This window comes from Streptomyces sp. 6-11-2 (assembly GCF_006540305.1).
GTDB lineage: Bacteria > Actinomycetota > Actinomycetes > Streptomycetales > Streptomycetaceae > Streptomyces.
On the sequence record NZ_BJOR01000001.1, the window covers coordinates 4,992,484 to 5,018,020 of the forward strand.

The 25,537-nt window shown below is 72.9% G+C and carries 23 protein-coding genes and 1 pseudogene; 8 read left to right on the forward strand and 16 right to left on the reverse strand.

What is annotated here, in order from left to right; translation table 11 throughout:
- Positions 1–227: 227 nt before the first annotated feature.
- Positions 228–881 (reverse strand): HNH endonuclease family protein, encoded by a 654-nt coding sequence (locus tag TNCT6_RS21930; protein ID WP_141361289.1) that lies wholly within the window; start codon positions 879–881, stop codon positions 228–230.
- A 432-nt stretch (positions 882–1,313) separates the two neighbouring features.
- On the opposite strand from TNCT6_RS21930, the gene TNCT6_RS21935 reads away from it, so the two are divergent.
- Both TNCT6_RS21935 and TNCT6_RS21940 read left to right on the forward strand, forming a co-directional pair.
- The gene (locus tag TNCT6_RS21935) at positions 1,314–1,892 is read left to right on the forward strand and encodes a TMEM165/GDT1 family protein (protein WP_141361291.1); all 579 of its coding nucleotides are present in this window, start codon (positions 1,314–1,316) and stop codon (positions 1,890–1,892) included.
- Positions 1,893–2,145: 253 nt separating this feature from the next.
- Positions 2,146–2,805: an HAD-IA family hydrolase gene (locus TNCT6_RS21940; protein ID WP_141361293.1), complete on the forward strand. Its 660-nt coding sequence runs from the start codon at positions 2,146–2,148 to the stop codon at positions 2,803–2,805.
- A gap of 208 nt (positions 2,806–3,013) precedes the next feature.
- Here TNCT6_RS21940 and TNCT6_RS21945 read toward each other — a convergent pair whose 3' ends face one another.
- The 4 genes from TNCT6_RS21945 to TNCT6_RS41005 all read right to left on the reverse strand — a co-directional run bounded on the left by TNCT6_RS21945 (position 3,014) and on the right by TNCT6_RS41005 (position 5,858).
- Positions 3,014–3,595: a TlpA disulfide reductase family protein gene (locus TNCT6_RS21945; RefSeq protein WP_141361295.1), complete on the reverse strand. Its 582-nt coding sequence runs from the start codon at positions 3,593–3,595 to the stop codon at positions 3,014–3,016.
- On the reverse strand, positions 3,592–4,098 hold the full coding sequence (locus TNCT6_RS21950; RefSeq protein WP_216372793.1) for a hypothetical protein: 507 nt from the start codon (positions 4,096–4,098) through the stop codon (positions 3,592–3,594). The genes TNCT6_RS21945 and TNCT6_RS21950 overlap by 4 nt, the downstream gene beginning before the upstream one ends.
- Before the next feature lie 16 nt (positions 4,099–4,114).
- A complete protein-coding gene (locus tag TNCT6_RS41935) occupies positions 4,115–4,570 on the reverse strand; it encodes a LuxR C-terminal-related transcriptional regulator (protein ID WP_308789472.1) in 456 nt (151 codons plus the stop codon).
- 259 nt (positions 4,571–4,829) lie between these two features.
- A complete protein-coding gene (locus TNCT6_RS41005; protein ID WP_253266190.1) occupies positions 4,830–5,858 on the reverse strand; it encodes a peptidoglycan-binding protein in 1,029 nt (342 codons plus the stop codon).
- A gap of 957 nt (positions 5,859–6,815) precedes the next feature.
- Between TNCT6_RS41005 and TNCT6_RS21975 the strand changes: the two genes are divergently transcribed.
- Positions 6,816–8,990: an MDR family MFS transporter gene (locus tag TNCT6_RS21975; RefSeq protein WP_141361299.1), complete on the forward strand. Its 2,175-nt coding sequence runs from the start codon at positions 6,816–6,818 to the stop codon at positions 8,988–8,990.
- 235 nt (positions 8,991–9,225) lie between these two features.
- Here the strand turns inward: TNCT6_RS21975 and TNCT6_RS21980 are convergent, their stop codons facing one another.
- Both TNCT6_RS21980 and TNCT6_RS21985 read right to left on the reverse strand, forming a co-directional pair.
- Positions 9,226–9,726 carry a GNAT family N-acetyltransferase gene (locus tag TNCT6_RS21980; RefSeq protein WP_141361301.1) on the reverse strand — a complete coding sequence of 167 codons (501 nt, stop codon included), beginning with the start codon at positions 9,724–9,726 and terminating at the stop codon, positions 9,226–9,228.
- 97 nt (positions 9,727–9,823) lie between these two features.
- Entirely contained in the window at positions 9,824–10,228 is a 405-nt protein-coding gene (locus tag TNCT6_RS21985; protein WP_141361303.1) for a DUF1992 domain-containing protein, read from the reverse strand.
- A 100-nt stretch (positions 10,229–10,328) separates the two neighbouring features.
- Between TNCT6_RS21985 and TNCT6_RS21990 the strand changes: the two genes are divergently transcribed.
- A complete protein-coding gene (locus TNCT6_RS21990; RefSeq protein ID WP_141361306.1) occupies positions 10,329–10,721 on the forward strand; it encodes an FHA domain-containing protein in 393 nt (130 codons plus the stop codon).
- 82 nt (positions 10,722–10,803) lie between these two features.
- Here the strand turns inward: TNCT6_RS21990 and TNCT6_RS21995 are convergent, their stop codons facing one another.
- Together TNCT6_RS21995 and TNCT6_RS22000 are read right to left on the reverse strand one after the other, a co-directional pair.
- Positions 10,804–11,475 carry an O-methyltransferase gene (locus tag TNCT6_RS21995; RefSeq protein ID WP_141361308.1) on the reverse strand — a complete coding sequence of 224 codons (672 nt, stop codon included), beginning with the start codon at positions 11,473–11,475 and terminating at the stop codon, positions 10,804–10,806.
- Positions 11,476–11,750: 275 nt separating this feature from the next.
- Positions 11,751–13,115, reverse strand: coding sequence for an MFS transporter (locus tag TNCT6_RS22000; protein WP_141361310.1), 1,365 nt, complete (start codon positions 13,113–13,115; stop codon positions 11,751–11,753).
- 412 nt (positions 13,116–13,527) lie between these two features.
- On the opposite strand from TNCT6_RS22000, the gene TNCT6_RS22005 reads away from it, so the two are divergent.
- The 4 genes and pseudogenes from TNCT6_RS22005 (at position 13,528) to TNCT6_RS22025 (ending at position 18,540) form a co-directional block, all read left to right on the forward strand.
- Positions 13,528–15,561 (forward strand): bifunctional glycosyltransferase 87/phosphatase PAP2 family protein, encoded by a 2,034-nt coding sequence (locus tag TNCT6_RS22005; protein ID WP_141361312.1) that lies wholly within the window; start codon positions 13,528–13,530, stop codon positions 15,559–15,561.
- Positions 15,562–16,055: 494 nt separating this feature from the next.
- Complete coding sequence (locus TNCT6_RS22010) at positions 16,056–18,008, forward strand: glycoside hydrolase family 5 protein (protein WP_141361315.1); 1,953 nt, start codon at positions 16,056–16,058, stop codon at positions 18,006–18,008.
- Between the two features lie 138 nt (positions 18,009–18,146).
- A pseudogene (locus TNCT6_RS41015) lies at positions 18,147–18,302 on the forward strand (XRE family transcriptional regulator); the annotation flags it as partial.
- Positions 18,262–18,540 (forward strand): DUF397 domain-containing protein, encoded by a 279-nt coding sequence (locus tag TNCT6_RS22025; protein WP_172632980.1) that lies wholly within the window; start codon positions 18,262–18,264, stop codon positions 18,538–18,540. The pseudogene TNCT6_RS41015 and the gene TNCT6_RS22025, both read left to right, overlap by 41 nt.
- A gap of 3 nt (positions 18,541–18,543) precedes the next feature.
- Here the strand turns inward: TNCT6_RS22025 and TNCT6_RS22030 are convergent, their stop codons facing one another.
- The 7 genes from TNCT6_RS22030 to TNCT6_RS22060 form a co-directional block, all read right to left on the reverse strand.
- Positions 18,544–19,077 carry a PH domain-containing protein gene (locus TNCT6_RS22030; RefSeq protein ID WP_253266191.1) on the reverse strand — a complete coding sequence of 178 codons (534 nt, stop codon included), beginning with the start codon at positions 19,075–19,077 and terminating at the stop codon, positions 18,544–18,546.
- Between the two features lie 62 nt (positions 19,078–19,139).
- Positions 19,140–19,823 (reverse strand): YoaK family protein, encoded by a 684-nt coding sequence (locus tag TNCT6_RS22035; RefSeq protein ID WP_141361317.1) that lies wholly within the window; start codon positions 19,821–19,823, stop codon positions 19,140–19,142.
- Positions 19,824–19,970: 147 nt separating this feature from the next.
- On the reverse strand, positions 19,971–20,837 hold the full coding sequence (locus TNCT6_RS22040; RefSeq protein WP_253266192.1) for an ECF transporter S component: 867 nt from the start codon (positions 20,835–20,837) through the stop codon (positions 19,971–19,973).
- Positions 20,834–22,531 (reverse strand): ABC transporter ATP-binding protein, encoded by a 1,698-nt coding sequence (locus TNCT6_RS22045; protein ID WP_141361319.1) that lies wholly within the window; start codon positions 22,529–22,531, stop codon positions 20,834–20,836. The genes TNCT6_RS22040 and TNCT6_RS22045 overlap by 4 nt, the downstream gene beginning before the upstream one ends.
- Positions 22,528–23,664: a CbiQ family ECF transporter T component gene (locus tag TNCT6_RS22050; RefSeq protein WP_253266193.1), complete on the reverse strand. Its 1,137-nt coding sequence runs from the start codon at positions 23,662–23,664 to the stop codon at positions 22,528–22,530. Before TNCT6_RS22050 ends, TNCT6_RS22045 begins: the two co-directional genes overlap by 4 nt.
- Positions 23,657–24,301: an SCO2322 family protein gene (locus TNCT6_RS22055; protein WP_172632981.1), complete on the reverse strand. Its 645-nt coding sequence runs from the start codon at positions 24,299–24,301 to the stop codon at positions 23,657–23,659. Before TNCT6_RS22055 ends, TNCT6_RS22050 begins: the two co-directional genes overlap by 8 nt.
- Complete coding sequence (locus tag TNCT6_RS22060; RefSeq protein WP_141361321.1) at positions 24,298–25,491, reverse strand: prenyltransferase/squalene oxidase repeat-containing protein; 1,194 nt, start codon at positions 25,489–25,491, stop codon at positions 24,298–24,300. Before TNCT6_RS22060 ends, TNCT6_RS22055 begins: the two co-directional genes overlap by 4 nt.
- Between the last annotated feature and the right edge of the window lie 46 nt (positions 25,492–25,537).

Consider the following 25,537-nt stretch of genomic DNA (forward strand, 5'->3'; position numbering starts at 1 on the left):
GAACTCCCCCCGTCACCCCCGTGAACCGCGGACCGTGCCGCGGTGTCGCGCGGGAGCGGCAGGGGCGGCCTTGAACAGCCATACAGCGTACGCCGAAGTGTGACAGAAGTTTCATTGGGGGTTGATGTGATTACCGAGGCCTCGGCGTCCGTCCGGCCGGCCTTCGTCGCCCCGTACGGCACGGCGGCGGTACGGGGCGACGGAGGCGGGTGAGGAGGGCCGGGGGATCAGCAGGCGGCGAGGTAGTTCTGGAGCGCGCTCTTCTCAGCCGTGTCGACGGAGAGGTTGTAGTAGTACTTCACCTGCACCCAGGCGCGGACGTAGGTGCAGTGGTAGGACGTCTGGGTCGGCATCCACTGCGCCGGGTCCTTGTCGCCCTTCGAGCGGTTGGAGCTGGCCGACACGGCGATCAGCTGGGGGCGGGTCAGGTCGTTGGCGAACGCCTGGCGCTGGGCGGTGGTCCACTTGCTCGCGCCGGAGTCCCAGGCCTCGGAGAGCGGAACGACGTGGTCGATGTCGAGGCTGGAGGAGACGGTGAAGGTGACGCCGTCGTACGCCGACTTCCAGCTGCCGCTGACGGCCGCGCAGTTGGCGTCGGTGACGACGTTCGAGCCGTCCCGCTGGAGGACCGTCTCGCGGGTGTCGCACTTGCCGCTGATGGTGATCCAGTGCGGGAAGAGGGCGCGGTCGTAGCCGGTGTGGTTCGGCGTCGCGACGGTGAGCGAGGCGAGGTAGGTGCGGGCGGTGGCCGCGCTGACGGGGGTGGGGAGGGCGGCGGAGGCGGTCGGGCCGTTCAACAGGCCTATGGAGGCTATGAGTCCGGTGATCGCCGCGACTATGCTGAGTCGTTGACGCGCGTAGAGCTTGAACCTGCGGGACATGCGAACTCCCTTGGGGGTGAGGGGCGTTGGGTGCGAGCAGGGGGGCGAGGGAATGCTCGCCGCGCAGTGTTGCGGGCGGGTGAGCGTGCGGTGAGAAGTTAGTGACGTGTGCATGACACGGCAAGGGGTGCGACTGGACTCGCTGTTCGCTGTGATGTGGATCTCGGTGCCGGGCGGGTCGCGCGGGCGGTCGCGTACGATGGGGGCGCGGAAGGGGAGTAGCTCTTCGCCGGACCGTCGACATACTGCTCAGCTCGGCTGAGCCGGCGCCCGGAGGCGGACCTCGTGAGTGAGGTCGGCCAGCGAGACCTTCGGTAAGCAGTGCACGCCCGTGCCGTACGGCAGGGGTGAACCGTGTGCTGCCCTGCCGAGGCGTCTTGTCGCACCAGTCGCAGCACTCTCGGCGGGGTGGCCCCGACCGATTGAGGAACAGTGATCACCTTCAGCGTCCTGGCGCTCGTCTTCGGCGTCGTCTTCCTCGCGGAGTTGCCGGACAAGACGGCACTCGCGGGGCTCGTCCTCGGTACGCGCTACCGGGCCTCGTACGTCTTCGCCGGCGTCGCCGCCGCGTTTCTGCTGCACGTGGTGCTGGCCGTGGCGGCCGGCAGCGTGCTGACGCTTCTGCCGCAGCGGATCGTGCACGCGCTGACGGGCGTGCTGTTCCTCGGTGGCGCGGCCATGCTGCTGCTGAAGAAGGACGACGGTGAGGAGGACGTCCGGCGGCCCGAGGACCAGTCCTTCTGGAAGGTCGCGGGGACGGGTTTCATGCTCATCCTGGTCGCGGAGTTCGGTGACCTCACGCAGATCATGACGGCGAACCTAGCCGCTCGTTACGACGATCCGCTGTCGGTGGGGCTGGGGGCGGTGCTGGCGCTGTGGGCGGTGGCGGGGCTGGGCATCGTGGGCGGCAAGGCGCTGATGCGGCGGGTGCCGCTGGCGTTGATCACGAAGGTCGCGGCGTTGCTGATGGCGGGGCTGGGGGTGTGGAGCCTGTGGGAGGCGGTGGCGTGACGGGGGTTTTGGTCAGGAGGTCCTGCCTTGGGGCTCCGCCCCGGATCCCGCGGCGGGGCTCTGCCCCTGCGCCCCGCTTTGCCCGGCCGCTTCGGCCCCGGCTCCGGGGGTGTGGTGGCCAGATGCCCGGATGTTTTGTACCGTGGAGAAACAAAGTGGCTCCCGTCCGCTTTCCCTGACCGGTGGACGGGGCCGCCTTGTTTCTTCGGGGGCGTGCTCCCACGCCCCCCTTCGCTGTGTCTTGGAGTTGCCGATGACGGCCACCGCCGTGTTCACCGCCCGCGCCCTCCTGCTGGACATGGACGGCACCCTCGTCAATTCCGACGCCGTCGTCGAGCGGATCTGGCGCCGTTGGGCCGACAGCCACGGGCTGGACGGTGACGAGGTGATGAAGGTCGTCCACGGTCGGCAGGGGCACGCCTCGATGGCCCTGCTGCTGCCGGACCGGCCCGTGGAGCGGAACCTCGCCGAGAACGCGCGCATGCTCGCCGAGGAGACTTCGGACATGGACGGCGTGATCCCGATCCCGGGGGCGGCGGAGTTCCTCGCGGGGCTGCGCGAGGTGCCGCACGCCCTCGTGACCTCGGCCGACGTGGCCCTGTCCACGGCCCGGATGGCCGCCGCCGGCCTGTCCCTGCCCGACGTGCGCGTCACCGCCGAGTCCGTCGGGGCGAGCAAGCCCGATCCCGAGGGCTTCCTCAAGGGCGCCGCCGAACTGGGTGTCGCGCCCGCCGACTGCGTCGTCTTCGAGGACTCCGGGGCGGGCATTGCGGCGGGCCGCGCCGCGGGCATGCGGGTGATCGGTGTCGGTCCGCGTGCCGGGTTCCACCGGCCGGACGCGGTCGTGCGGGACCTGACAGAGGTGCGGGTCGAGGCCGTGGGCGACGGGAGCGTCCGGTTGCACGTGGCCTAGCTGGTGCTGCGGAAGGCAACGTTTGCCCCGTCGCGACGCCCGGCACGCTCCCCCCGGCTCTTCGAGCAGGGGTCCCCGGAGCACGCACCGGACGCCGCTCCTTCACGGGCAAACGTTGCCTGCCGCGGCACTGGGGGTCTTTCGTTCGGGATCAGCCCGGCACGGTCCGAACGAGAGACCCCAGGTGCGCTGTTCCGGCCGCGTGCCCTCAGGAAGGGTGCCCCGTGGCGGCCAGCAGCGGGGCGATGACCTTCTCGATCTGAGGCTCCGTCACCGGTCCCGTGCGAGTGGCCGCCACCTTTCCCGCCGGGTCGATGACGATCGTGAACGGGAGCGTCTGCGTGTTCACCAGGCCGTGCGGCAGCCTCAGGGCCTGCTTGCCCGCCGGATCGTGCAGGGACGGGTAGCCCGGACGGAACTCCCTCTGGAAGGCGAGTCCGTCGGCTCGGCTGCCGTCGTTGTCGAGCCCCAGTACCTGGACGCCGCGGCCGCCCCACTTCTCCTGGATCCTCTTCAACTCGGGCGCCTCCGCCCGGCAGGGACCGCACCAGGAGGCCCAGGCATTGACCAGCACGACCTTGCCTCGGTAGTCGGACAGGTGGATCTCGTCGCCCTCCAGCGAGGTGCCGGAGAAGTCGGGAGCGGCGGGGCGCTCGCCCTCCTTCGGAGTCCTGGTGAGTTGCTCCCCTGGTGTGGTGTCGCCGATCGGGTCCGGGGTCGAGCAGCCGACGAGGATCGCACAGGTGGCGACGACCACCACGGCCGCGTACGGGCGTCGGGTCGTCGTCATCGCCCGGTCGCGTCCCGCTGGTCGTCCCCGTGGTCCATGTGGTTCTTGTGGCCGCTGTGCGTCCCGTTCCGTCCGGCCCGGCTGAGAACGACCTCCAGGTGCCCCGTCCGCCACACGCACAGCAGCCACGCCGCGGGGAGTTGCAGCGTGAACAGCGCGTAGACCGCCATCATGGACGCGGTGTCCGCAGGGGCGTCGTCGCCGGCGGCCCACGCCGACAGCCCCGAGCAGGCCAGCAGCATCACCAGGTAGACGAACCCGTCGACCAGGACCACGCGCCAGCGCGGCAGCGCGGCCAGCAGACCCCTGGCCAGAGTCAGGGACGCGGTGGCAGCCACGACGAAGACCGCATTCCACGGGTCCCTCACCCAAAGGGAGGCCCACCCCCCGAGGCCGCTGCCGGAAGCGGCCGTCCACGCCAGGTCCACGGCCGCCCCGGTCAGCCAGGACAGGGCTACGACGGTGAGCGCGTAGGACACGGCGCTGCGCCAGGTGACAGTCACGTCATTCCCCCTTTGGTCACGGGCCGCCCGCGCGGCGGCGGCCCGCTTCACCGATCATTGTCCTCCCCGTGCCCCGGCGACCGGGGCAGGGGCAGGGGCAGGGGCAGGGGCCCCGGTCACGGGCCCCGGGGTCGGAGGCGGGGTCAGTAGCCGCGCGTGTTGTCGGCTCCGGCCCAGGCCGCGCCACCGTGCGCTCCGCGATCCCCAGCTCCCGGGCCAACTCCCGATTGCCCAGGCCCGTTCCGAGCGGCAGAAGCACTTCCCGCTCTCGCCCGGTCAGGCTCTCCAGCCTCCACACCCCGCACCCCGGGTTGTGTCCCGTGCGCCGGTACGAACAGGCTGGATTCACCACATCGGACCGTTTGGTCATGGCGGCCCTCCCTGACCCGGCTTCTCCCAGTAGACCCCCGTGGCCTGGTTGCGGCCGGGACCGATCCCGACCTACCCATCGGTCACCTCGTGAGCACGCCATTACGAAGGCCCCAACCTTCCATTGGGCAAAGGGAGTTGCTCCTGGAATGGGCCCCTTGTGGCGGTGCCTGAACAGCGGCGTTGACGGGCGGAGTGTCCAGTGTCACCACCCGACCGGCCGACCGCGTCCGCCGGGGCGAAGGCGCCGCAGATCACACGCCGTCACCTCGGCAGGCAGGTGTGACGTGTCAGCCCGGCAGCAGCCCGACCCAGCCGGATCGCCGGGTCGAGAATCACAGTCCGTCGACCGCACCCCAGGCTCAGGGTGCCGTCGTCTCCGACTCCAGGCGGGCCCTCGTCGCCGGTCCGTAGACCCCGAGTTCGTCGTCGGTGATACCGCGGGACCACTGGTACGCGCGCACGGACTTCTCCAGCCGGCGGCCGAAGACGCCGTCCGCCTTCCCCGGGTAGAGGAACAACTGGGCGAGCCGCGTCTGCAGTTCCGTCACCTCCGAGCCCTGGTCGCCGCGGCGCAGTACCGGGGCGGGGGCCGCCGGGGCGCTGGCGCGCATCGTCGTCGCGGTCTGCGTCGGCCCGTCCGGCTCCGACCCCGTGCCGGGAGCGTTCCCCTCCTGGGATCCGGACGGCGACGGCTCCGCCGTCCCCGTCCCCGACTCCGAGGCCGACGCGGACGGCGAGGCGTTCGCGCCGGGCGACGGCGGCTCGCTCGCCGTCGTCGGCGCCGACGACGCGTACGACGGCGCGGCGGCCGTCGGCGCGGATGCCGTGGGTGTCTCCACCCACACGTCCGGCACGCTCTCCCGCACCTGACGGGAGGCATGGTCCCGCTCCGGCGACTCGTAGGAGAACAGCCCGCTCGCGAACCCGGCCCCCGCCACGATCGTGGCCACGACCGCGCACGCGGCGAGTACGACGACGGGGCGGGTCCGCCGGCCGCCGCGGTGGCTGCCCGCCCGGCCCTTGGGGCTCTCGGTGCCGGCGGTCGGCTCCGGGGCGGTCGCCGGGTCCGCCTCCGTCGCCGGGTCGAACAGGCTCACGTCGGCCGCGCTCGGTGCGCCCGGTGGCGGTGCGAACAGGCCGGGTGGGGTGGTGCGGGTCGGCGGCTGCGCGGGGATGGCCCGCAGAGCCATCGTGGCCTCGGCGGGGGCGCCCTCTTGTGTCGTCGAGGGTTGGGTGGGGGCGCCCAGCTGTGTCGTCGACGGCTGGGTGGAGGTGTCCTGCTGTGACGGTGAGGACTCGGTGGGGATGCCCTGCTGCCCTGTCGGCGCATCAGCGGGTGCGGCCTGCCGTGCCGACACGGCCTCCGCTGGGATGGCCCGCAGGGCCATCGTGGCCTCCGCGGGGGAGGGGGGCCGTGGCTGCTCACCGGTGGCTCCGGCGGCCCCGGCGGTTCCAGGGGTGGCCCCAGCGGCTCCCGTGACTCCGGAAGCCCCGGTGGCTTGGGCGGCCCTGGCATCTCCGGTGGCTCCAGCAACCCGGGCGTCTCCGACGGATCCGGCGCCCCCGGTGGTCCTGGCGTCTCCAGTGACTCCGGCGGTTCCGGTGGCCCTACCGACCTCGGCGGGTCCAGCGGCCACAGCGGCTCCGGCGGCCCCGATCGCCCCGGAAGCCTCGGTGACTCCGGTGGCTCCAGAGCTCTGAGCGTCTCCGACGGGTCCAGCGACCCCAGCGACCCCGGTGGCCCCGGCGGCTCCTGGGACCCCAACGACCCCGGCGGCTCCAGCGACTCCCATCGCCTCAGCGACCCCGTCGGCCCCTGCGGCCGCGCCGCCCCCAGCCGGGGCGCCCCCCGGCATGGCGGTGCCCCCTGCCGGGGTGCTCCCCGCCAAGGTGCCCCCTGCCGGCGTGCTCCCCGCCGGGGTGCGTCCCGTCGGAACGCCCCCAGTCAGCGCGCCGCTCTCCGTCGGCGTCTCCCCGATGTCCACGTACGGCCGAATCCGCAGCGGATTGAAGTCCTCCGCTGCCGCGGCTTCGGCCGTTCGGGCGTCGCGGAGAGCGTCGGACGCCCGGCTTCCGCAGGCGCAGGACGGGGTGTTGTCCGTGCCCCGGGGCACCCCGCATTCGGGGCAGGCATGCCCCTTCCGCTCTTCCACGCGTCGGTCCCCTCCCGTGCGAACTCCAAGGATTATGCAGATCGTCCACACACCTTCTCCCCGAAGGGCCCCCGGAATGGCGGCTTCCGGCAGGACTCAACAGGCCATAACAGGACACTCCGATGACGATGGAAGATGTCACGAGAGCGTCGGGAGGACTCCATGGCCGGCGATGGGCACGGCAGGACCGGCATGACGGGGACGACGGGCGACGTCCCCGACGGCGACCGGCCGTCGTCGGCCATGCCCGCGTCGCCGAATTCGCCGAAGTTGCCGCAGTCGCCGCCGCCCCCACAAGCCCCCCAGCCCCCGCCCGGCGACCCCGCGGCCCCGCCCGAGCAGGTGTCGGGCAACGTCCTCGTCTCGATCGGCGCGCTGCTCCTCGGCATGCTCCTGGCCGCGCTCGACCAGACCATCGTGTCGACCGCGCTGCCCACCATCGTCAGCGACCTCGGCGGCCTGGAGCATCTGTCCTGGGTGGTCACGGCGTATCTGCTGGCGTCGACCGCCGCGACTCCGCTGTGGGGCAAGCTCGGTGACCAGTACGGGCGCAAGAAGCTCTTCCAGGCCGCGATCGTGATCTTCCTGATCGGTTCCGCGCTGTGCGGCATGGCGCGGAACATGCCCGAGCTGATCGGGTTCCGGGCCTTGCAGGGCCTGGGCGGCGGCGGGCTGATCGTGCTGTCGATGGCGATCGTCGGCGATGTCGTCTCACCCCGCGAACGGGGCCGCTACCAGGGCCTGTTCGGTGCGGTGTTCGGCACGACCAGTGTGCTCGGGCCGCTGCTCGGCGGGCTGTTCACCCAGCACCTGAGCTGGCGCTGGGTGTTCTACGTCAACCTGCCCGTCGGCATGGTCGCCCTCGCCGTGATCGCGGCCGCCCTGCGCATCCCGCACCGGTCGCAGCGGCACGTCATCGACTACCGCGGCACCTTCCTCATCGCCTCGGTCGCCACCTGCCTGGTGCTGGTCGCCTCGCTCGGCGGCACCACCTGGGGCTGGGGTTCGCCGCAGATCATCGGACTGGCGGTGGTGGGCGTCGCACTCGTCCTCGCGTTCCTGGCCGTGGAGGGGAGGGCGGCCGAGCCGGTGCTGCCGCTCAAGCTGTTCCGCATCCGCACGTTCTCCCTCTCCGCGGTCATCAGCTTCATCGTCGGCTTCGCCATGTTCGGCGCGATGACCTACCTGCCGACGTTCCTCCAGGTCGTGCGGGGCATCTCGCCGACGCTGTCCGGTGTGCACATGCTCCCCATGGTGGTGGGCATGCTGTCGGCCTCCACCGGTTCCGGGCAGATCGTCAGCCGCACCGGCCGCTGGAAGGTGTTCCCCGTCGTGGGCACCGCCGTCACCGCGATCGGCCTGCTCCTGCTGCACCAGCTCGACGAGCACAGTTCGACGGCCGTGATGAGTGCCTGCTTCTTCGTCTTCGGCGTGGGCCTCGGTCTGGTCATGCAGGTGCTCGTCCTCATCGTGCAGAACGCCGTCAGCTACGAGGACCTCGGCGTCGCCACCTCCGGCGCCACCTTCTTCCGCTCCATCGGTGCCTCCTTCGGCGTGGCCATCTTCGGCACGGTCTTCGCCAGTCGGCTCGGCGAGAAACTGACCGCCGCCTTCACCGGCGTGCCGCTGCCGCCGGGGGGGTCGGCGAACGCCCTGGAGTCCGATCCGCGCGGCATCGCCGCCCTGCCGGCCACGCTGCGTCCGGCGGCCCTGCACGCGTACGCGTCCGCGATCACCGACGTCTTCCTCTACGCCGCCCCGGTCGCCCTCCTCGGCTTCGTGCTGGCCTGGTTCCTGAAGGAGGACCGGCTGCGCGGCTCGGTCACGGCCCCCGATGTGACGGAGACGTACGCGACCAACCCGGTCGAGCGGTCCTCGTACGACGAGGTGTGCCGGGCGCTGTCCGTGCTGGGCACCCGCGAGGGGCGGCGCGAGGTCTACCGGGAGATCACCGTGCGGGCGGGCTACGACCTCGACCCCGCGGCGAGCTGGCTGCTGCTGCGGATGAAGAAGTACGGCTGGGTGGAGCCCGCCCTGCTGGCCGAGCGCACCACCATCCCACTGGGCGTGATCATCGGGGCCACCCGCCAGGTCGAGGAGCGGCATCTGGGTGAGCGTCGCGGCGTGGACCTCGTACTGACCGAGGGGGGCCTGGAGGCCGCCGAGCGTCTGGCGCACGCCCGGGAGGAGTCGCTCGCCGGGCTGCTCGGCGACTGGTGGGGGCCGGAACGGCCCACCGACCTGGTGCAGCTGGTGAAGGAGCTGACGGGCGAGTTGTGCGGGTCGGACCGGGAGCGGCCGGACCGGGAGCGCCCGGACCGGGAGTGGCCGCACGACGGCCGGATGCCGGCTCCCCGCCCGATGTGAGTCGGCGGCCGGTGACCGCCGGCCCCCTCCGGGGCCGGCAGCCACCGGCCGGGGGTTCTCGGCCGCCGGCCCGGGTGCTCAGTCACTCGGCCTGGGCGCGCGGTCACCGGCCGATGGCGGCAGCCACCGGCCGAGGCTGGCGGCCACCGGCCGGGGGTTCTCGGCTGCCGGCCTGGGCGCACTGCCACCGGCCGAAGCCGGCTGCCACCGGCCGAAGCCGGTGGGGGATGGAGGCTCAGCGCAGCGGTTTGCCGAACCAGTGCTCGGCGTACGGGTCGTCGTTGTGTCGTCCGTTCTCCGTGTAGCCGAGCCGGGCGTACAGGGCGCGGGCCTCCACGAGGTCGCTGCGGGTGTCCAGGATCATCCGCCGGGCGCCGAGCACGCGGGCGGCGTCCTCGGCCGCGGCGACCAGGAGGGCGGCGCCGCCCCTGCCCCGCATCTCCTCGCGCAGGAACACCCGGGTGAGTTCGGCTCGTTCCGCGTCCAGCAGTCGTACGCCCGCGGTGCCGGCCGGGGTGCCGTCGTACCGGGCGATGAGCAACTGCCCGGTGGGTGGGGCGAGTTCGGCGCCCGCGTTGGCGGCGATCTCCCGCTCCAGCTCGGCGGGATCCGTGCGGCGCCCCTCGTGCAGCAGGTACCAGCGGTCGCTGACCTCCGTGTAGTACGCGCGCCACAGTGCCGCGGCCGCGGGGGAGTTGACGGGCTCGGGGGCGATGGTCCAGGTCACGACCGACATTGTGGGGACGCGGAGGGCGACGGGCGCAACCCGTTAAAGCGACTGCCGGACGTCCCGCGGGTCCACGGGACCGGGAGGCCTGCTCGGACGCCAGGACCTACCCGGCCGTCTCCCGCCGCCTCCGCCACTCCTGGACGACCTCCTCGACGTCGTACCGCTTCAGGCCGAGCGGTGGGCCCGGCGGCGGCTTCAGCATCATGTCGAGGATCTTGGTGTTGATGTCCGCGATGACGGCGCGGACGATCCGTTCCGAGGGGGCCGCGAGGGCCGCCGCGAGCGCGTCCTCGGCGTGCTTGCGCAGTGCGAGCGACGGCGGCAGGTAGGACAGGCCCTCACGGGCCATCTTCCGTTTGACCCACCACAGCTCGTCGTACGTCATGTCGTCCGGCAGCGGCTTTCCCGCGCCCGGCAGGCGGTCGAACTCTCCGCGTCCCTGCGCGTCGCGGATCTGCTTGTCGACCCAGGAGCCGAACGCGACACCAGGTGGCTTTCGCTCGGTCATGGGTCCATTGTGCCGGACACGGCAGGGCCGGGCGTTTTATCATGCGGCGGCGGCCAGGCAATCCGGCCACCGCGCGAAGGACGTCTCAGGGGGAACCCACGTGCTCGAACTGACCATGGCCTCCGTCTCCGGGACGGACGCGGGCGCCACGGCCGGGATGCTCATGGCCGACGCTCCCAGCGAGCCGGGTGCCGCGCTGCGGGTGGGCCGGGACCCGGCCGTGTGCCGCCTGGTGACGCCCGACGACTGGCTGTTCGTATCCCGGGTCCACCTGGACTTCCAGTGCGCGGCCGACGGCACCTGGCAGGTCACCTGGCTGCGCGGCTCCCAGCCGGAGCCGTCGTCCGAGGTCCGGCTGACCACGGGTGAGTACGTTCAGCCGCTCGCCTACGGCGGGACCGTCGCGCTGCCCCGGGGCGGATCCGGCGAGATCGTGGTGCAGGACCGTACGAGTCCGCGCAGCGTCAACGTCGGGTTCTTCCACGAGGCATGAGCACCGCGCGGGTGCCGGACGGGCGGCCGGTCACTGCGGCCGGCCATTTCGGCCGCTCACTCCGCCCGGTCATTTCGGCCGCTCACTCCAGCACCCGCGCCAGCGCGAAGCCGTCGTGGCCCTTGGTGCCGACCGTCTGGATCGCCGTGCCGTCCAGCCTGGGGTGCTCGGCGATGAGTTCGAGGGCGGCACGGGTGCCGAGCACGCTCGGGTCGGTGCTGGTGGGGTCGGTGACATGGCCGCCGCGTACGACGTTGTCCAGGACGATCAGGCTGCCGGTGCGGGTCAGGCGCAGCGCCCACTCCACATAGTGGTGGTTGTTGGCCTTGTCGGCGTCGATGAAGACCAGGTCGAAGGGCGGCGGGTTCTCGTCGGCGAGCTGGGGCAGCGACTCCAGGGCCGGGCCCACCCGCACCTCGGCAACCCGGTCCAGGCCGGCGCGCGCGATGTTGCGGCGGGCCACGTCGGCGTGGCGCGGGTCGTACTCGAGGGAGACCAGCCGTCCGTCGGCGGGCAGCGCGCGGGCCAGCCAGATGGTGCTGTAGCCGCCGAGCGTGCCGATCTCCAGGATGGCGTGGGAGCCTTGGACCTGGGCGAGGAGGTGCAGCAGCTTGCCCTGGTTCGCGGTGACGTTGATGCGCGGCAGCCCCTCCGCGTCGCTGTCGCGCAGCGCGGCCTGAAGGGGTTCGTCCTCCGGGGAGAGCAGAGTGGAGAAGTAGGCGTCCACGTCGTCCCACAGCTGCGAGTCGCTCATGCACCAGGCCTTTCGTATGTCTAGTTAGATTCTCTAACTAGCCGGGCTAACGAATATAGCCGGGTGCGGTGGTGCTGTCAGGCAATGTCAGTCGTTCGGGGGCGGCCCGTGGGTCCGGGCGTCCGAGGGCCGTGACGGCCGCGGCCTTCGGAGTGCGACGGCAGCCGCCGGACGCGACAGCGGCCGTCTTCGGGCCGCGACGGCACCGCCGCCCCCCGCAGGAGCCGGGGACGGCGGTGGGAAGTCAGGTGGGCCGGGCGGCCGGAACAGGGGGCTCAAGCCTCCACCGACGGCGCCGAGCCCGGCAGCGGCCGGCCCGCGGACTCCGCCATGAACCAGACCGCCGCGCCGCCGATCAGCGAGGCCGCCATCATGTAGTAGGCGGGCATCATCAGGTTGCCGGTCGCGCCGATCAGGGCGGTGATCACCAGCGGGGTCGTCCCGCCGAACAGCGAGACGGAGATGTTGAAGCCGATCGACAGCGAGCCGTAGCGGACCCGGGTCGGGAACAGCGCGGGCAGCGCGGACGGCATCGCGGCCGTGAAGCAGACCAGGAGCAGGCCCAGGGCGGCCATGCCCAGGCCCACCGCCGCCAGGCTGCCCTGGCGGATCAGGAGCAGTGCCGGGATCGACAGGAACAGGAAGCCCGCACAGCCGGCGGCGATCACCGGACGGCGTCCGACACGGTCGGTCAGCGCGCCCGCGAACGGTTGGACGATCATCATCAGGGCCATCACGCCGAGGACGACGACCAGGCCGTGCGTCTCGTCGTACTTGAGCACGCTGGTCAGATAGCTCGGCATGTACGACAGCAGCATGTAGTCGGTGACGTTGAAGACCAGGACCAGGCCCACGCACAGCAGCAGCGCCTTCCACTGGCCGGCGATCATCTCGCGCAACGGCACCTTCGGGCGGTTCGACTCGCAGGCGGCGGCCTCGGCGGCGAACGCCGGGGTCTCCTCCAGGCGCATCCGCAGGTAGAGGCCGATGATGCCCATGGGGCCCGCGATCAGGAACGGGATCCGCCAGCCCCAGGAGGTCATCTGGTCCGAGGACAGCAGGGCCGTCATCAGGGTGACCAGGCCCGCGCCGCCGATGTAACCGGCCAGGGTGCCGAACTCCAGCCAGCTGCCGAGGAAGCCGCGCCGCTTGTCCGGGGCGAACTCGGCGATGAAGGTGGACGCCCCCGCGTACTCGCCGCCGGTGGAGAATCCCTGCACCAGCCGGGCCGCGAGCAGCAGCAGTGGCGCTCCGACGCCGATCGTCGCGTAGGACGGGATGAGGCCGATCGCGAAGGTGCCCACGGCCATCATGATCATGGTGAAGGCCAGCACCTTCTGGCGGCCGACGCGGTCGCCCAGCGGGCCGAAGACCATGCCGCCGAGCGGGCGGACCAGGAAGGCCGCGGCGAAGGCGCCGAACGTGGAGAGCAACTGCGCCGTAGGGTTGCCCGAGGGGAAGAAGACCTTGCCCAGCGTCACCGCGATGTAGCTGTAGACACCGAAGTCGAACCACTCCATGGCGTTGCCCAGCGCGGCGGCCTTCACGGCGCGCCGGACGAGCGCCGGGTCGGTGACGGTGGTGTGGCGGCTCTTGGTGAGGGAGACGGCCCGGGGCGCGGTGACGGTGACAGCTGACAAGGCTTCGCTCGCCTGCCTTTCGACGGGGACAGGGACCCGACCCGTGCGGCAGCGCTGACGCGGGGGCCGAAAGCAGCCCACCGGGGCAGGCCGAAAATCGACCATACGGTTGCCTGTGTCCGTTACGCACCGTACGCGGCTCAATGCATACTGCACCTAAATGTTCTCTGTACAGGCATTTAGTCCCTGCACGGACCGTGATTCCCGGCACCGCACTGTGATCCTTCTCGCGCCCCGGCCGGGGAACCGAACCGTCCGCGCACTATCGTCATCCTGACAAAAGGCGAGCGGACGCCAGGTGAATCGGGGGTGGCCGCGTCCTTCTCCGGGGGAGGTGCGAGCCTCCCGGGAATGGTGAATGGGTTCCCGGCGCGGGAGCGCGCGGGACATAGGGGCGGGAGGCCGAGGGGGCGTGGCGGATGCGGAGCGCGGTGGGGGGCCGACGGCGGTGTTCGGAACGGCGGCGGACCCGGCCACGGCCCGCCTGCACGCGACCCGCCTGGGCCTGTGGCTGATCGCCGGGATCCTCGCGATACGGCAGGTGGCCGTCGTCCTCAGCACCCCGCGCGGCAGCCGGCTCACCGACCTGGAGACCTGGGTCGGACCGGACGGCGTCCTGCACGTCAAGGGGTCGCTGTACGAGTCGACGCAGTTCACCGGCACCCCGTTCGGCGGCCTTGTGCTCAAGCCGCTGACCAGGGCCGCCGAGCAGGCGCTCGGTTGGGGATGGACCTTCGGCACGCTGCTGCTGGTGGTCGCCCTGGGCCTGATCACCGCCCGCGCCCTGCCCGATCCGGTCGGCCGCCGCACCTCACTGCTGGCCGCGCCCGTCGCGATCAGCCTGCTCATGCTGTCGCTGCCGGTGCGCAACGCGCTCTGGCTCGGCCAGACCAGCATCATCCCGGTCCTGCTCGTGCTGCTCGGCTGCTTCGTCGTGCGCGGGCAGCGGGCCGGCGGCGCGCTGATCGGCCTCGCGGCCGCGCTGCAGCCCACGGTGCTCCTCTTCGCCCCCCTGCTGTGGTTCACCCGGCGCCGGCAGGCCGCCGTCTCCACCGCCGTCACGTTCGCCGCGTGCACCGCGCTCGCCTGGGCCGCGATGCCGCGCGACTCCTTCACCTACTGGGTGCACCACATGGCGGGCGTGGGCCTCGGCGGGCGCGCCGACGCCCTCGCCAACCAGTCCCTGCACGGCGCCCTGCTGCGGCTCGGCCTGACGGGCCCGCTGGAGATAGGCCTGTTCCTGCTGCTGGGCGCGGCGGTCGCGGTGCTCGGCCTGCGCCGGGCCGTGCGCTACGCCCGCGACGGCCAGCTCCTGCTCGCCGTCGCGATCACCGGCTGCGCCGCGATAGCGGTGTCGCCCACCACCTGGCAGCACCAGCTGCTGTGGGTGCTCCTCGCGGTCGTCGGCCGGGTCGGCCGCCGCGCCTCCGACCGGTACGTCTGGCCGGTCGCCGTCATCCTCGTCATGACCCTGTCGGCGAACATGATGCTGCCGCACATCGCGGCCCTGAACCCGCTGCGGGACAACATCGTCCTGCTGGCCGCCCTCGCCGCCGCGACGGCCGTGCCGTTCCTGTCCCGCACCTCGGAGCACTACGCCTCACGCGTCCCGACGGAGTACGCGCCCCCGGTCCCGGCCCGCTTCCGACGGGTCCCCCCGCTCCCCTTCCTGCGCCGGGTGCTCACCCGCCCGAACCTGTTCCTCGAACTGCTCCTCATACGCGTGACCTACGCCGCCTACCAGCAGGTCCGCCTCGCGGCGACGGGCGGCAGCATCTCCGGCGGCCGGGCCCGTGCCGAGCAGCACGGTCACGAGATCCTCTCCCTCGAGCGCTTCCTGCACCTCGACATCGAGCACGCCGTCAACCACGCCGTGGTGAAGATCGGCTGGCTGCGGAACTTCTTCGACTTCTACTACGAGTCCTTCCACTTCGTGGTCCCGCTGACCGTCCTCGGCGTCCTGTGCTGGCGCCGCCCGGTGGACTACCGCTGGGCCCGCACGGCCCTCGGCTTCGCCACCGTCCTGGCCCTGGTCGGCTTCTGGCTGTACCCCCTGGCCCCGCCCCGCCTGATGCCGACCCTCGGCATCATCGACACGGTCCACGGCGTCCAGGACTTCTCCCAGCCGGACTACGGCACCCTGACGTCCCTGACCAACCAGTACGCCGCGATGCCGTCCCTGCACTTCGGCTGGTCGCTGTGGTGCGGCGTGGCCATCGCGGTCGTCGCCCCGAAGTGGTGGATGAAGGCCCTGGGCCTCCTCCACCCCCTCTTCACGGTCTCGGCCATCGTCGCCACCGGCAACCACTGGGTGCTGGACGCGGTGGGCGGCGCGATCGTCGTCGGCGCGGGCTTCGGGCTGACCTACCTGCTGTCCGGCCCGCGCGCGGTCGCCGCGCCCGCCGCACCGGAGAGGCAACCGACAGCCGAACCCGCCCTCCGCTGACGAGCCGCACAACAAGGGGCCCCGTTGCAACGCATCCGGGCCGCCGACCGGATCGTCGCGCCGGCCGATCCGTCCGGCCGGCCGCTCGACCCCTTCCTAGTGCTGTGACCGGAAAGGTTCACCGGCTCGCGGCGCCCGGCACGGCACTCCCCCAGCCTTCGGCCGGGGGTACCCCCACGCCGCGTTGTCGCATCACCCGAGTACATCCGGTATGCGGGCAATGCTCCGCCTTGCGATGCTCCCCCACTGCCTGAACGGCGTGGGAGGTGCCCCCGGCACCGGACGCCGCGAGCTTCCCGGCAAATCTTCCCGGCCACAGCACTAGGGGAAGGGGTCGGGAGGAACCGCGGCGGCACTTCGAGGTCTGCGAGTGCACCCGGGTCCGCCGCGCGCACGTGATCGCCTGCGCCCGCGTGGGGCACTGCGCGCGATGACCTCGGGTTCGACGGCCAGGTCTGGACTGGCGCCCCACCGTCCACCATGCTGACGCATCCATGACATCCACGTCACTCGGGACGGTCACCGTGCGCGGATTCTCCGTCAGGGCCACACTGGCCGCCGTACTCCTGCTGGCGCCCCTGGCGCCCGCCCCCGCGGCCGCCGCGGCGCAGCAGCCCGGCGGCGAGGCCGCGGCGTCCTCCGGAACCGCCGCGGACTGGACGCCGCCGCTCAGCACCCGCGGCCGCTGGATCGTCGACGCGAACGGGAACCGGTTCAAGCTGCGGTCGGGCAACTGGCACGGGGCCAGCGGCACCTGGAACGGCTCGGGGAGCACCGAGGACGACGCCAACCACCACGCGGGGGAGAACTCCGGCCGTGTCCCGCTGGGCCTTGACCGGGCTCCCATGGCCGAGATCGTCTCCGGCTTCCAGGAGATCGGGATCAACAGCATCCGGCTGCCCTTCTCCAACGAGATGATCCACGACGACCGCCCCGTCACGGACCGCGCCGTCGCCGCCAATCCTTCCCTGCGCGGCAGGACACCGCTCCAGGTGTACGACGCGGTGGTGCGCGGGCTCACCGACGCCGGCCTCGCCGTGATCCTCAACAACCACACCAACACGACGCGTTGGTGCTGCGCAGTGGACGGCAACGAGCGCTGGAACGCCGGCCGGTCCACCGAGACCTGGGAGAACGACTGGCTCTTCATGGCCCGCCGCTACCAGGACAACAAGCGCGTCGTCGGCGCCGACCTCTACAACGAGGTGCGCCGCAGCGTCTGGGACGACCCCAACTGGGGCCTCGGCGACGGCCACGACTGGTTCGCCGCCTCGCAGCACGTCGCCGACCGCATCCTCACGGAGGCCGATCCCGACCTCCTGATCGTCGTCGAGGGCATCAACTGGACCGGCATCCCGGTCGACGGCTTCGCGCACGGGCGCCCCACCCTGGAACCCGTACGCCGCCTCTCCCACACGCTCGTCGACTCCGGCAAGCTCGTCTACTCGGCGCACTTCTACGACTACACGGGCCCGAACCACAGCGGCGCCACCGGACTCGGCGAGACCAGCGACCCCCGCTACCGCGACCTCAGCCCCGCCGAACTGACCGACGTGGTCAACCGCCAGGCGCTCTACGTGGCCGCCGAGCAGGACCAGCACTTCACCGCCCCGGTCTGGATCAGCGAGTTCGGCGTCGGCGGCCGCGAGGAGACCGGCGCCGCGCCGCGTGCCTGGTTCGAGAACTTCGTCGACAACCTCGTCCGGGCCGACGCCGACTTCGCGTACTGGCCGCTCGTCGGCTGGCACGAGGACCGCAAGGGCAACGGCTGGGCCCTGCTGCACTGGGACGCGGCCGGTCACCGCATGGGCGTCTACGACGGCGACGACTGGCGGGCCGCCGCCTGGACCCGGCTTGTCCGGGCCCCGGGGCGCACCGGCCCGGTCGCTCCCGTGGCGAGCTGGTCGATGCTCAGCCCCGACCACGGCGACTTCGTCGCCTCACGGCGGATGCGCGCCCTGCCCGACTGGAACCCCGGTGCCCGCAAGGCCGTCTGCCCCGACGGACAGCGCCTCCTCGGCCTCAGCCACACCGGCAACCGCGGTCTGTGCACGGACGTGTCCACCGGCTCCCTGGCGAATCCCTCCGGCACCCACGAGGTGGTCACCGACGAGCGACATGTCGCCCCGGGCCAGGACTGGGCCAGTGGGTACACCAAACTCCAGTGCCCGGAGGGCCAGTTCCTCACCGGTTACAGCGTCCGCGGCTCCGCCGTCTCCGCCGCCCTGTGCACCGCCGCCCCGGCCGGAGCACTCGGCACGAGCGGCCGGACCGTCTGGTTCGACCGGAGCGACAACAGGGGCCCGGCCCCCCGGGGCGGCGACTTCGCCTACGGCCACTACAAGGGCCAGTGCGCGAACGACGAGTACCTGGCCGCAGTCGCCTACACCGGCCGGCTGGGCTCCAGCCGGACCCCGGACGCCCTCTACTGCCGGAAGCTGGGCTGAGAGGGAGGCTCCGGCGCCTTTGTCCGTGAGGCGCCGGAGCACTCGAACCACGCGGTCTTTCCGGCCCCTTCACGCGGTTCGACGCCCCACTTGTCGGTCACGGCGTCGACCAGCAGCAGTCCCCGTCCGCCCTCCGCCTCCGCCAATCCGGGCACGGTCACGGACTGTTCGCTCCGTTACGATCACCTTCGGCCCGCCGCGCTTTCGCTCAGGGATTCGGCGGAGTTGATCCGGCCCTTGACGGAGGAGCGTTGTGGGGAACAACGTGGTGCCGACGAAGATCCAGTGGCGTAAGTCCAGCTACAGCGGAGACCAGGGCGGTTCCTGCGTCGAGTGTGCGTCCCTCGGCGCCCTGGCCTGGCGCAAGTCGTCGTACAGCGGCGACCAGGGGGGCAACTGCCTTGAGATCGCCGAAACGCCGGAGGCCACCGTGGCCGTACGCGACTCCAAGACCCCCGCCGGCCCGGTGCTCACCCTCGCGTCCGCCGCCTTCACCGAGTTCGTGTCGTGGGCGGCTGCCGACGCCGGTTGATCGTCAGCCGGCGACCGGCGGCACCTGCCCGCCCCACTGGTGGTTGCGCTGCTCGTTCTCGACGGCCTCGTAGATCAGGCCCTGGAGCCCCTCCGGGTCCGAGACGTGCTTCAGTTCGAGCATTCCGTGCTCCGAGGCCGACTGGACGGTCAGCGTCCCCTCGCGCAGGATGCGCTCCCACAGCGTGGCGCGGAACTCGACGTCGTTGACGCGGGTCAGCGGGATGCTGTGCCCGGTCTTCGTCAGGAAGCCGGTGCGCACGGAGACCCGCTTCGTCGTGACGATGTAGACGGTGCTGCGCCAGATCAGCAGCGGCCGCAGCCAGAACCAGACGGAGATGACCACCGCCACGCCCAGCACCACGTACCGGGCGACGGTGCCCCAGTCCTTGCCGGACGGGATCACCCACGCCAGCGCGCCCGCCACGGCCCAGACGAGGACGAGCACGACGAACTCGCCCACCATCTGGGTCCAGTGCTGGCGGGTCGCATGTATCAGTTCCTCGTCATCGGCCAGATGACGGTGCACGTTCACCATGGGCGGCATCCTGGCACATCAAGTGCCGTACGAGCACGGCCCCTCCCACCCGGGGGGAGGCGTCATTCGCGTCCGGACGCCACCACGGCCAGGACGCCCGACAGCACCGCCGCGATCAGCAGGGGGATACCCAGGCCCTGATGGATCACCAGCCAGGCACCGAGGACGGCGCCTGCCAGCATCGCGATCACGGAGGCCGTGCGGCGCGGGGAGCGGCGGCCGGTGCCGCCGCCGGCCCTGGAGTCGGCGGCGAGACCCGTCAGGGTCCTGGTCAGGACGGTGGTCGTCAGGTCGGGCACGTCCAGCTTGATGACCGTCGCGTTGCGCAGTCCCATCGCGAAGGCGGTCAGGGCGATGACGGAGTACACCATGGCCTCCGTGTCCGGCGAGGCGAAGGCCACCGCCGCGGACGCCGCGACCAGTACGGCCTCGGCGGCGAAGGTCACCCTGGCCCAGGTGCGGCGCGAGCCGGTGCCGTAGCGCAGGGCGACCCGGCCGCCCACCGTCGCGCCCAGCAGGAAGCACGCCAGGGAGGTGGCGGTGTGCGGTACGGAGAAGCCCGGTGCCCCGGCGGCGGCGAAGCCGAGCACGACCACGTTGCCGGTCATGTTGGCGGTGAAGACGTGTCCGAGCCCGAGGTAGCTGACAGCGTCGATCAATCCGCTGACCACGGTCAGCCCCAGGAGCACCGCCACCAGGCGCAGTCCGCGCGCCTCGGGGTCCTTCGGTGGTGGGTCCGTCGTCATGGGGCCAGGAAAGCATCAACCACAGGGCCGTGGCAGCCGGACACGGCGAAGGCGGCGGCCCAGGGGATCGGGGGCCGCCGCCTCCACGAGTGCCGTGAGGTGGCTCGGGCCGGGGGCACCGGCGCGTGAGGACGGCTCACCGACCGGTCACGGCGGCGGCACGTCGAAGGTGACCGGGGCCTCGAAGGCGGCCCGGCGGGTGGCCCGGCGCAGCGCCCGCAGCACGGCGTGGCCGAGGACGAGGGTCAGGACCACCGTGACGGCGGCTCGACCCAGGTCCCAGCCGAGCGAGGTGGCCAGGCAGTACGCCACGAACCGGGCCAGGTTGGCGGGGACGCCCGCGTGCGGGTCGAAGGCGATGGAGGAGGCGAGGGTGCCCATGAAGGGCCAGCCCGCGAGGTTCATGACGGTGCCGTAGGCGAAGGCGGCCAGGAAGCCGTAGAGCGCGAGCAGCAGCAGTTCCGCGCGGCCGCGCAGCCGCTCGGGGCCCGGCAGCAGACCCGCGCCCATGGTGAACCAGCCCATGGCCAGCATCTGGAACGGCATCCATGGCCCCACCCCGCCGGTGAGCAGCGCGGAGGCGAACATCGTCACCGAGCCGAGGACGAACCCGAAGCCCGGCCCGAGCACCCGCCCGCTCAGCACCATCAGGAAGAACATGGGCTCGATGCCGGCCGTCCCGGCCCCGATCGGGCGCAGCGCGGCCCCGGTCGCGGCCAGCACACCGAGCATGGCGACGGCCTTCGGGCCGAGGCCGGACTCGGAGATCGTCGCGGTGACGACGGCGACGAGCAGGACGAGCAGGCCCGCGAACAGCCAGGGCGCGTCCTGCGCGTGCGCGCTGAGCGACGAGGCGGGCGGGGCGAGGAACGGCCAGCCGAACGCGGCCACGCCGACCGCGCTGACCAGGGCGAGCGCGGCGAGGGACCGGGGGCCGAGGTGGACGGCCCGCACCCGGGGGTGGGGTATCGCGCCGGCCCGGCTCCCCTTCTCCTCGGCAGGACGAGCCGTCATGCCAGCGCCTCGCGGACCTGGGCGGCGGTGAGCCACCGCTGCGGGGCCAGGATCTTGGTGACCTGCGGGGCGAAGGAGGGGGAGGACACCACCACTTCGGCCGTCGGACCGTCGGCGATCACCTCGCCCTCGGCGAGCAGCACGACCCGGTGGGCGAGTTCGGCGGTCAGTTCGACGTCGTGCGTGGCGAGCACGATGGCGTGCCCCTCGGCGGCGAGCGCGCGCAGCAGGGCGACCAGGCGGGTCTTGGCGCCGTAGTCGAGGCCGCGGGTCGGCTCGTCGAGCAGCAGCAGGGGCGGGCGGGCCGCGAGCACGACGGCGAGCGCGAGCGCGAGGCGCTGGCCCTCCGACAGGTCACGGGGGTGGGTGTCGTCGCCGACGCCGGGCAGCAGCTCGCGGACCAGGTCCCGGCAGGTGCCGGGTGCGGCCTGCGCGTCCTGGTCGGCGGCCGCGCACTCGGCGGCGACCGTGTCGGCGTACAGCAGGTCGCGCGGCTCCTGCGGGACGAGCCCGACCCGGCGCACCAGTTCGCGGGGCGTCGTGCGGTGCGGGACCGCGCCGCCCACCCGGACCCGCCCGGCGGACGGCTGGACCAGCCCGACGAGCGAGCCGAGCAGCGTGGACTTCCCGGCGCCGTTGCGGCCCATGAGGGCGACGGTCTCGCCGGGGGCGACGGACAGGTCGACGTTCCGCAGGGCCTGGACGCCGGCGCGCCGGACACCGAGGGAGTGGACCTCGGCCACGGGCGCGCCCGCCGGGACGGGCTCGGGGGCGGGGCCGCGGCGCAGCCGCCACCGGGATGCCGGACGGGGCGCCGGACGGGGCGCGGGGACCGGGAGTGCCGTGGCCGGTGCCGTCCCGGAGCGCACGGGCTCCCGTCCGTCCAGCCGTTGCCGCAGACCGGCGGCCCGGCGGCGGGCGTCCCGTACGGTCAGGGGCAGCGGGGACCAACCCGCCAGCCGGCCCAGGTCCACCACCGGCGGGTACACCGGGGAGACGGCCATGACGTCCGCCGGGGGCCCCAGCAGCGGGGCGGCGCCCGGGGCGGGCAGCAGGACGACCTGGTCGGCGTACTGGACGACCCGTTCCAGGCGGTGTTCGGCCATGAGGACCGTCGTGCCGAGGTCGTGCACGAGCCGCTGGAGGACGGCGAGGACCTCCTCGGCGGCGGCCGGGTCGAGCGCCGAGGTCGGCTCGTCCAGGACGAGGACCTTCGGGTGCGGGGTGAGGACCGAGCCGATCGCGACCCGCTGCTGCTGGCCGCCGGACAGGGTGGCGATGGGCCGGTCGCGCAGGTCGGCCAGGCCCAGCAGGTCCAGGGTCTCCTCCACGCGCCGCCGCATCACGTCCGGGGCCAGGCCCAGCGACTCCATGCCGTAGGCGAGTTCGTCCTCCACGGTGTCCGTGACGAAGTGCGACAGCGGATCCTGGCCGACGGTGCCGACGACGTCGGCGAGTTCACGCGGCTTGTGGGTGCGGGTGTCCCGGCCGGCCACGGTGACCCGGCCGCGCAGGGTGCCGCCGGTGAAGTGCGGCACCAGCCCGCTGACCGCGCCGAGCACGGTGGACTTGCCGACGCCGGACGGCCCGACGAGCAGGACGAGTTCACCCTCGGGCACCTCGAAGTCGACGCCGTGGACGGTGGGTTCCACCGCTCCGTCGTAGGTGACGGAGACATCCTCGAAGCGGATCACGACGGCTCCTTGGGGGCGGGACTGGCGGGTACGGCGAACGCGGGGGCCAGGCCGAGGAGTACGGCGGCGGCGGGCCACAGGGGAAGAGTGGGCGGGACGAGCGGGACCACGCCCGGGTGCAGGGCCTGGGGATCGCGGGCGGCGGCGAGCGCCAGCAGGGCCGCGACCAGCATGCCCGACCCGGCGACCAGACAGGAGCGGAGGTTCCAGGAGTCCGGTCGGTAGCGGGTGCGCGGGGAGCGGTGCCCGCCGAGCCACAGTCCGGCCAGGGCGGCGGCGACCCCGGCGAGCAGCACCGGCAGGCCGTAGGTGCCGCCCTCGGCGGTGAGCAGCCCGTACGTCCCGGCGCAGACGCCCAGCAGACCGCCGAGCGTGAGCACGGCGGTGGTCCGGCGGACGGCGGGCGCGACCTCGGCGGTACGGCCGTAGCCGCGGGCGTCCATCGCGGCGGCGAGGGCGACGGAACGCTCCAGCGCGCCCTCCAGGACCGGCAGTCCGACCTGCACCAGGCCGCGGACACCCCGGTCGGGGCGGCCCCGCAGCCGGCGGGCGGCCCGCAGGCGACGCCCGTCGGCGACCAGGTGCGGGGCGAAGGTGAGCGCGACGACGACGGCGACCCCGGTCTCGTACAGGGCGCCGGGCAGGGACTTCAGCAGCCGGGCGGGCGCGGCGAGGGCGTTCGCGGCGCCGACGCAGACCAGCAGCGTGGCCAGCTTCAGCCCGTCGTACAGGGCGAAGACGACCGCCTCGGCCGTGACCCGGCCGCCCAGGCGGATGCCCTGCGCCCAGTGCGGCAGGGGGACTTCGGGAAGGGAGACGATCACGTGCGAGCCGGGAATGGGCGAGCCGAGCACGACGGCGAAGACGAGGCGGATGACGAGGACGGCGAGGGCGAGCCGGACGAAGGCGGTGTAGGACCGGGCGGACGGCGTGTTGGGGCGGCAGCTCACCACGACGTAGCCGGAGACCGCCAGCAGCAGGCCGAGCAGCAGGGGATTGGTGGTGCGGGTGGCCGCGGTGCCCAGGGCCAGCGCCCACAGCCACCAGGCGCCCGCGTGGACACCGGCGGAGCCGCGGGCGGGTGCGCCGCCGGAGCGGCCCGCCCGCCCGCGGTCCCGCACGGCGTCACGCATCCCTGCGCCGCCGCGCCTGCCAGACCGCCGCCGCGCCCAGTACGACCACCGCGGCACCACCGGCGAGGAGACCCACCGAGGGGCCCTCCTCGCGCGGCTCGTCCGCGGCGGGCTGCTCGCTCCCGCCCGCCGTCACCTGCTCGCCGCAGCCCTTCCGCGGATAGCCGGAGATCGCGCACAGCAGGGCGTTGGCGTCGTACCGCAGCGGTTTCGCGACGGCCGCCAGGGCCTCGGCCGTGGTCGCGTCGGACGGCACCCGGGCGCACGCCGTGCGCGGCGCCGGCGGGGTCTCGCCGGCCGGGGCGTCCGCCTGGACGCCGAAGTCGAGGACGAGCGCCACCCGCTTGCTGCCCTTCTCGGCGGGCGTCTTCGCGCAGATGGCCTCGAAGTCGGCCGTCCCGCGCGGCTTGCTCGCGTCCTGGGAGTCCTCACTCACCGCGAAGCGGAGGCCCTGGACGTCGCCGTCGGAGGGACGCGCGGTCGACGGGCCCTCGGTGGCGTACGTCCACTTCCCGCCGTCGCGGTCCCAGAAGGACCAGTACCGGTAGCCGGTGGCCTGCGCCTGACCGGCACCGGCCACCAGCAGGAGCGCGGCCGCGAGCAGCGGTGCGCACAGCGCCAGGAGCCGGCGGGTCACGACTGGCCCTGCTTCTTCCGGCCGCTCAGCAGGAACCCGATGCCGACGCCCGCGACGAGGAAGACGCCGACGGTCCACCAGACGCCGAAGGGGGAGTCGCTCTTCGCGGCCTGCGGGGCCGGTCCGGTCGCGTTGAGCCGCTCGACCAGGTCGACACCGCCGAAGTCACGCGGGTCGGCGCCGGCCGCGCGGGCCGCGAAGACGAGCTGGGCGTAGGCGGCGGGACCGCTCTGCTTGGCCCATGCCTCGGAGTTCTTCTCCAGCCACTTCAGCGGCTTCTGCGCCTGCGCGGGCCCGCTCTGCGCGGCCAGGGCGACGACCGTGTCGGCGGTGTTGCCGAAGTCGGGCTGGTCGGTGGAACCGGGGAGGGAGGAGGTGAGGTGACCGTCCTTGGCGACGGCCTGCGCGAGGTACGAGGCGCCGTTGGCCGCGGCCCGGTCCGGGCTGGGCTTGCCCGAGTCCTCGCAACGGGACTCGGCGCCCTTGGCGTTGCCCTTGGGGGCCATGCCCTGCCCGAGCGCGGCGACGACGGCGGCCGCCGTGGCGTCCGCGTTGGCGGCGAGCTCGCCCTTCTTGTCCGGCTGGTAGGCGAAGGCGCCGGCCCCGTCGCCGGAGCACGGCAGGGCGAAGGTCAGCAGGGCGTCGTAGGGGGACTTGCCGTCCTTGACCACACTCTCCGGCTTCTGCCCGACGGCGGCGAGCGCGCCGATCACGACCGAGGTCGAGTTGGTGTCGCTGGGCCCGCCGGGCGTGTACCCCCAGCCGCCGTCCTTGTTCTGCACGGACTTCAGCCAGGACACCGCCTTGCCGGTGACCGTGTCGTGGCCGCCGAGCGCGGCGAGGGCCTGCACGGCGGCGGCGGTGCTGTTGGTGTCGACCATCAGCTTGGCGTCGCAGGCCTTGCCCGGCTCGGCGCGGAAGGGCGCGAAGGAGCCGTCGGCGCACTGCTGTCCGGTCAGCCAGTCCACGGCCTTGGCGGCGGGCCGCACCTCCACGGTGTGCTGCGCGAGCAGCGCCAGGGACTGGCGCCAGACGCCGTCGTACTGGGGGTCGGTCGTGCCGTAGAGCCCGGCCGGAAGAGCCGGCGACGACGGGGACGGGCCGGCGGACGTGTCTGCGACGGCGGGGGCCGCGCTGCCGATCACGGAGACGGCGGCGGCCAGGGCCGCGGCGCTGCGGCGGAAGTTCATGATCGGCGGGTGCCTCTCCCTGCGGGGAGCCGGACAGCACGGGACA

Bases quoted from the DNA above. Each gene is read 5' to 3' on its own strand.
- TNCT6_RS21930 (WP_141361289.1), bottom strand. From the start codon at position 881: ATGTCCCGCAGGTTCAAGCTCTACGCGCGTCAACGACTCAGCATAGTC.
- TNCT6_RS21940 (WP_141361293.1), top strand. From the start codon at position 2,146: ATGACGGCCACCGCCGTGTTCACCGCCCGCGCCCTCCTGCTGGACATG.
- TNCT6_RS21945 (WP_141361295.1), bottom strand. From the start codon at position 3,595: ATGACGACGACCCGACGCCCGTACGCGGCCGTGGTGGTCGTCGCCACC.
- TNCT6_RS41935 (WP_308789472.1), bottom strand. From the start codon at position 4,570: ATGGCGTGCTCACGAGGTGACCGATGGGTAGGTCGGGATCGGTCCCGG.
- TNCT6_RS41005 (WP_253266190.1), bottom strand. From the start codon at position 5,858: ATGGCCCTGCGGGCCATCCCAGCGGAGGCCGTGTCGGCACGGCAGGCC.
- TNCT6_RS21975 (WP_141361299.1), top strand. From the start codon at position 6,816: ATGACGGGGACGACGGGCGACGTCCCCGACGGCGACCGGCCGTCGTCG.
- TNCT6_RS21980 (WP_141361301.1), bottom strand. From the start codon at position 9,726: ATGTCGGTCGTGACCTGGACCATCGCCCCCGAGCCCGTCAACTCCCCC.
- TNCT6_RS21985 (WP_141361303.1), bottom strand. From the start codon at position 10,228: ATGACCGAGCGAAAGCCACCTGGTGTCGCGTTCGGCTCCTGGGTCGAC.
- TNCT6_RS21995 (WP_141361308.1), bottom strand. From the start codon at position 11,475: ATGAGCGACTCGCAGCTGTGGGACGACGTGGACGCCTACTTCTCCACT.
- TNCT6_RS22010 (WP_141361315.1), top strand. From the start codon at position 16,056: ATGACATCCACGTCACTCGGGACGGTCACCGTGCGCGGATTCTCCGTC.
- TNCT6_RS22030 (WP_253266191.1), bottom strand. From the start codon at position 19,077: ATGGTGAACGTGCACCGTCATCTGGCCGATGACGAGGAACTGATACAT.
- TNCT6_RS22035 (WP_141361317.1), bottom strand. From the start codon at position 19,823: ATGACGACGGACCCACCACCGAAGGACCCCGAGGCGCGCGGACTGCGC.
- TNCT6_RS22040 (WP_253266192.1), bottom strand. From the start codon at position 20,837: ATGACGGCTCGTCCTGCCGAGGAGAAGGGGAGCCGGGCCGGCGCGATA.
- TNCT6_RS22050 (WP_253266193.1), bottom strand. From the start codon at position 23,664: ATGCGTGACGCCGTGCGGGACCGCGGGCGGGCGGGCCGCTCCGGCGGC.
- TNCT6_RS22060 (WP_141361321.1), bottom strand. From the start codon at position 25,491: ATGAACTTCCGCCGCAGCGCCGCGGCCCTGGCCGCCGCCGTCTCCGTG.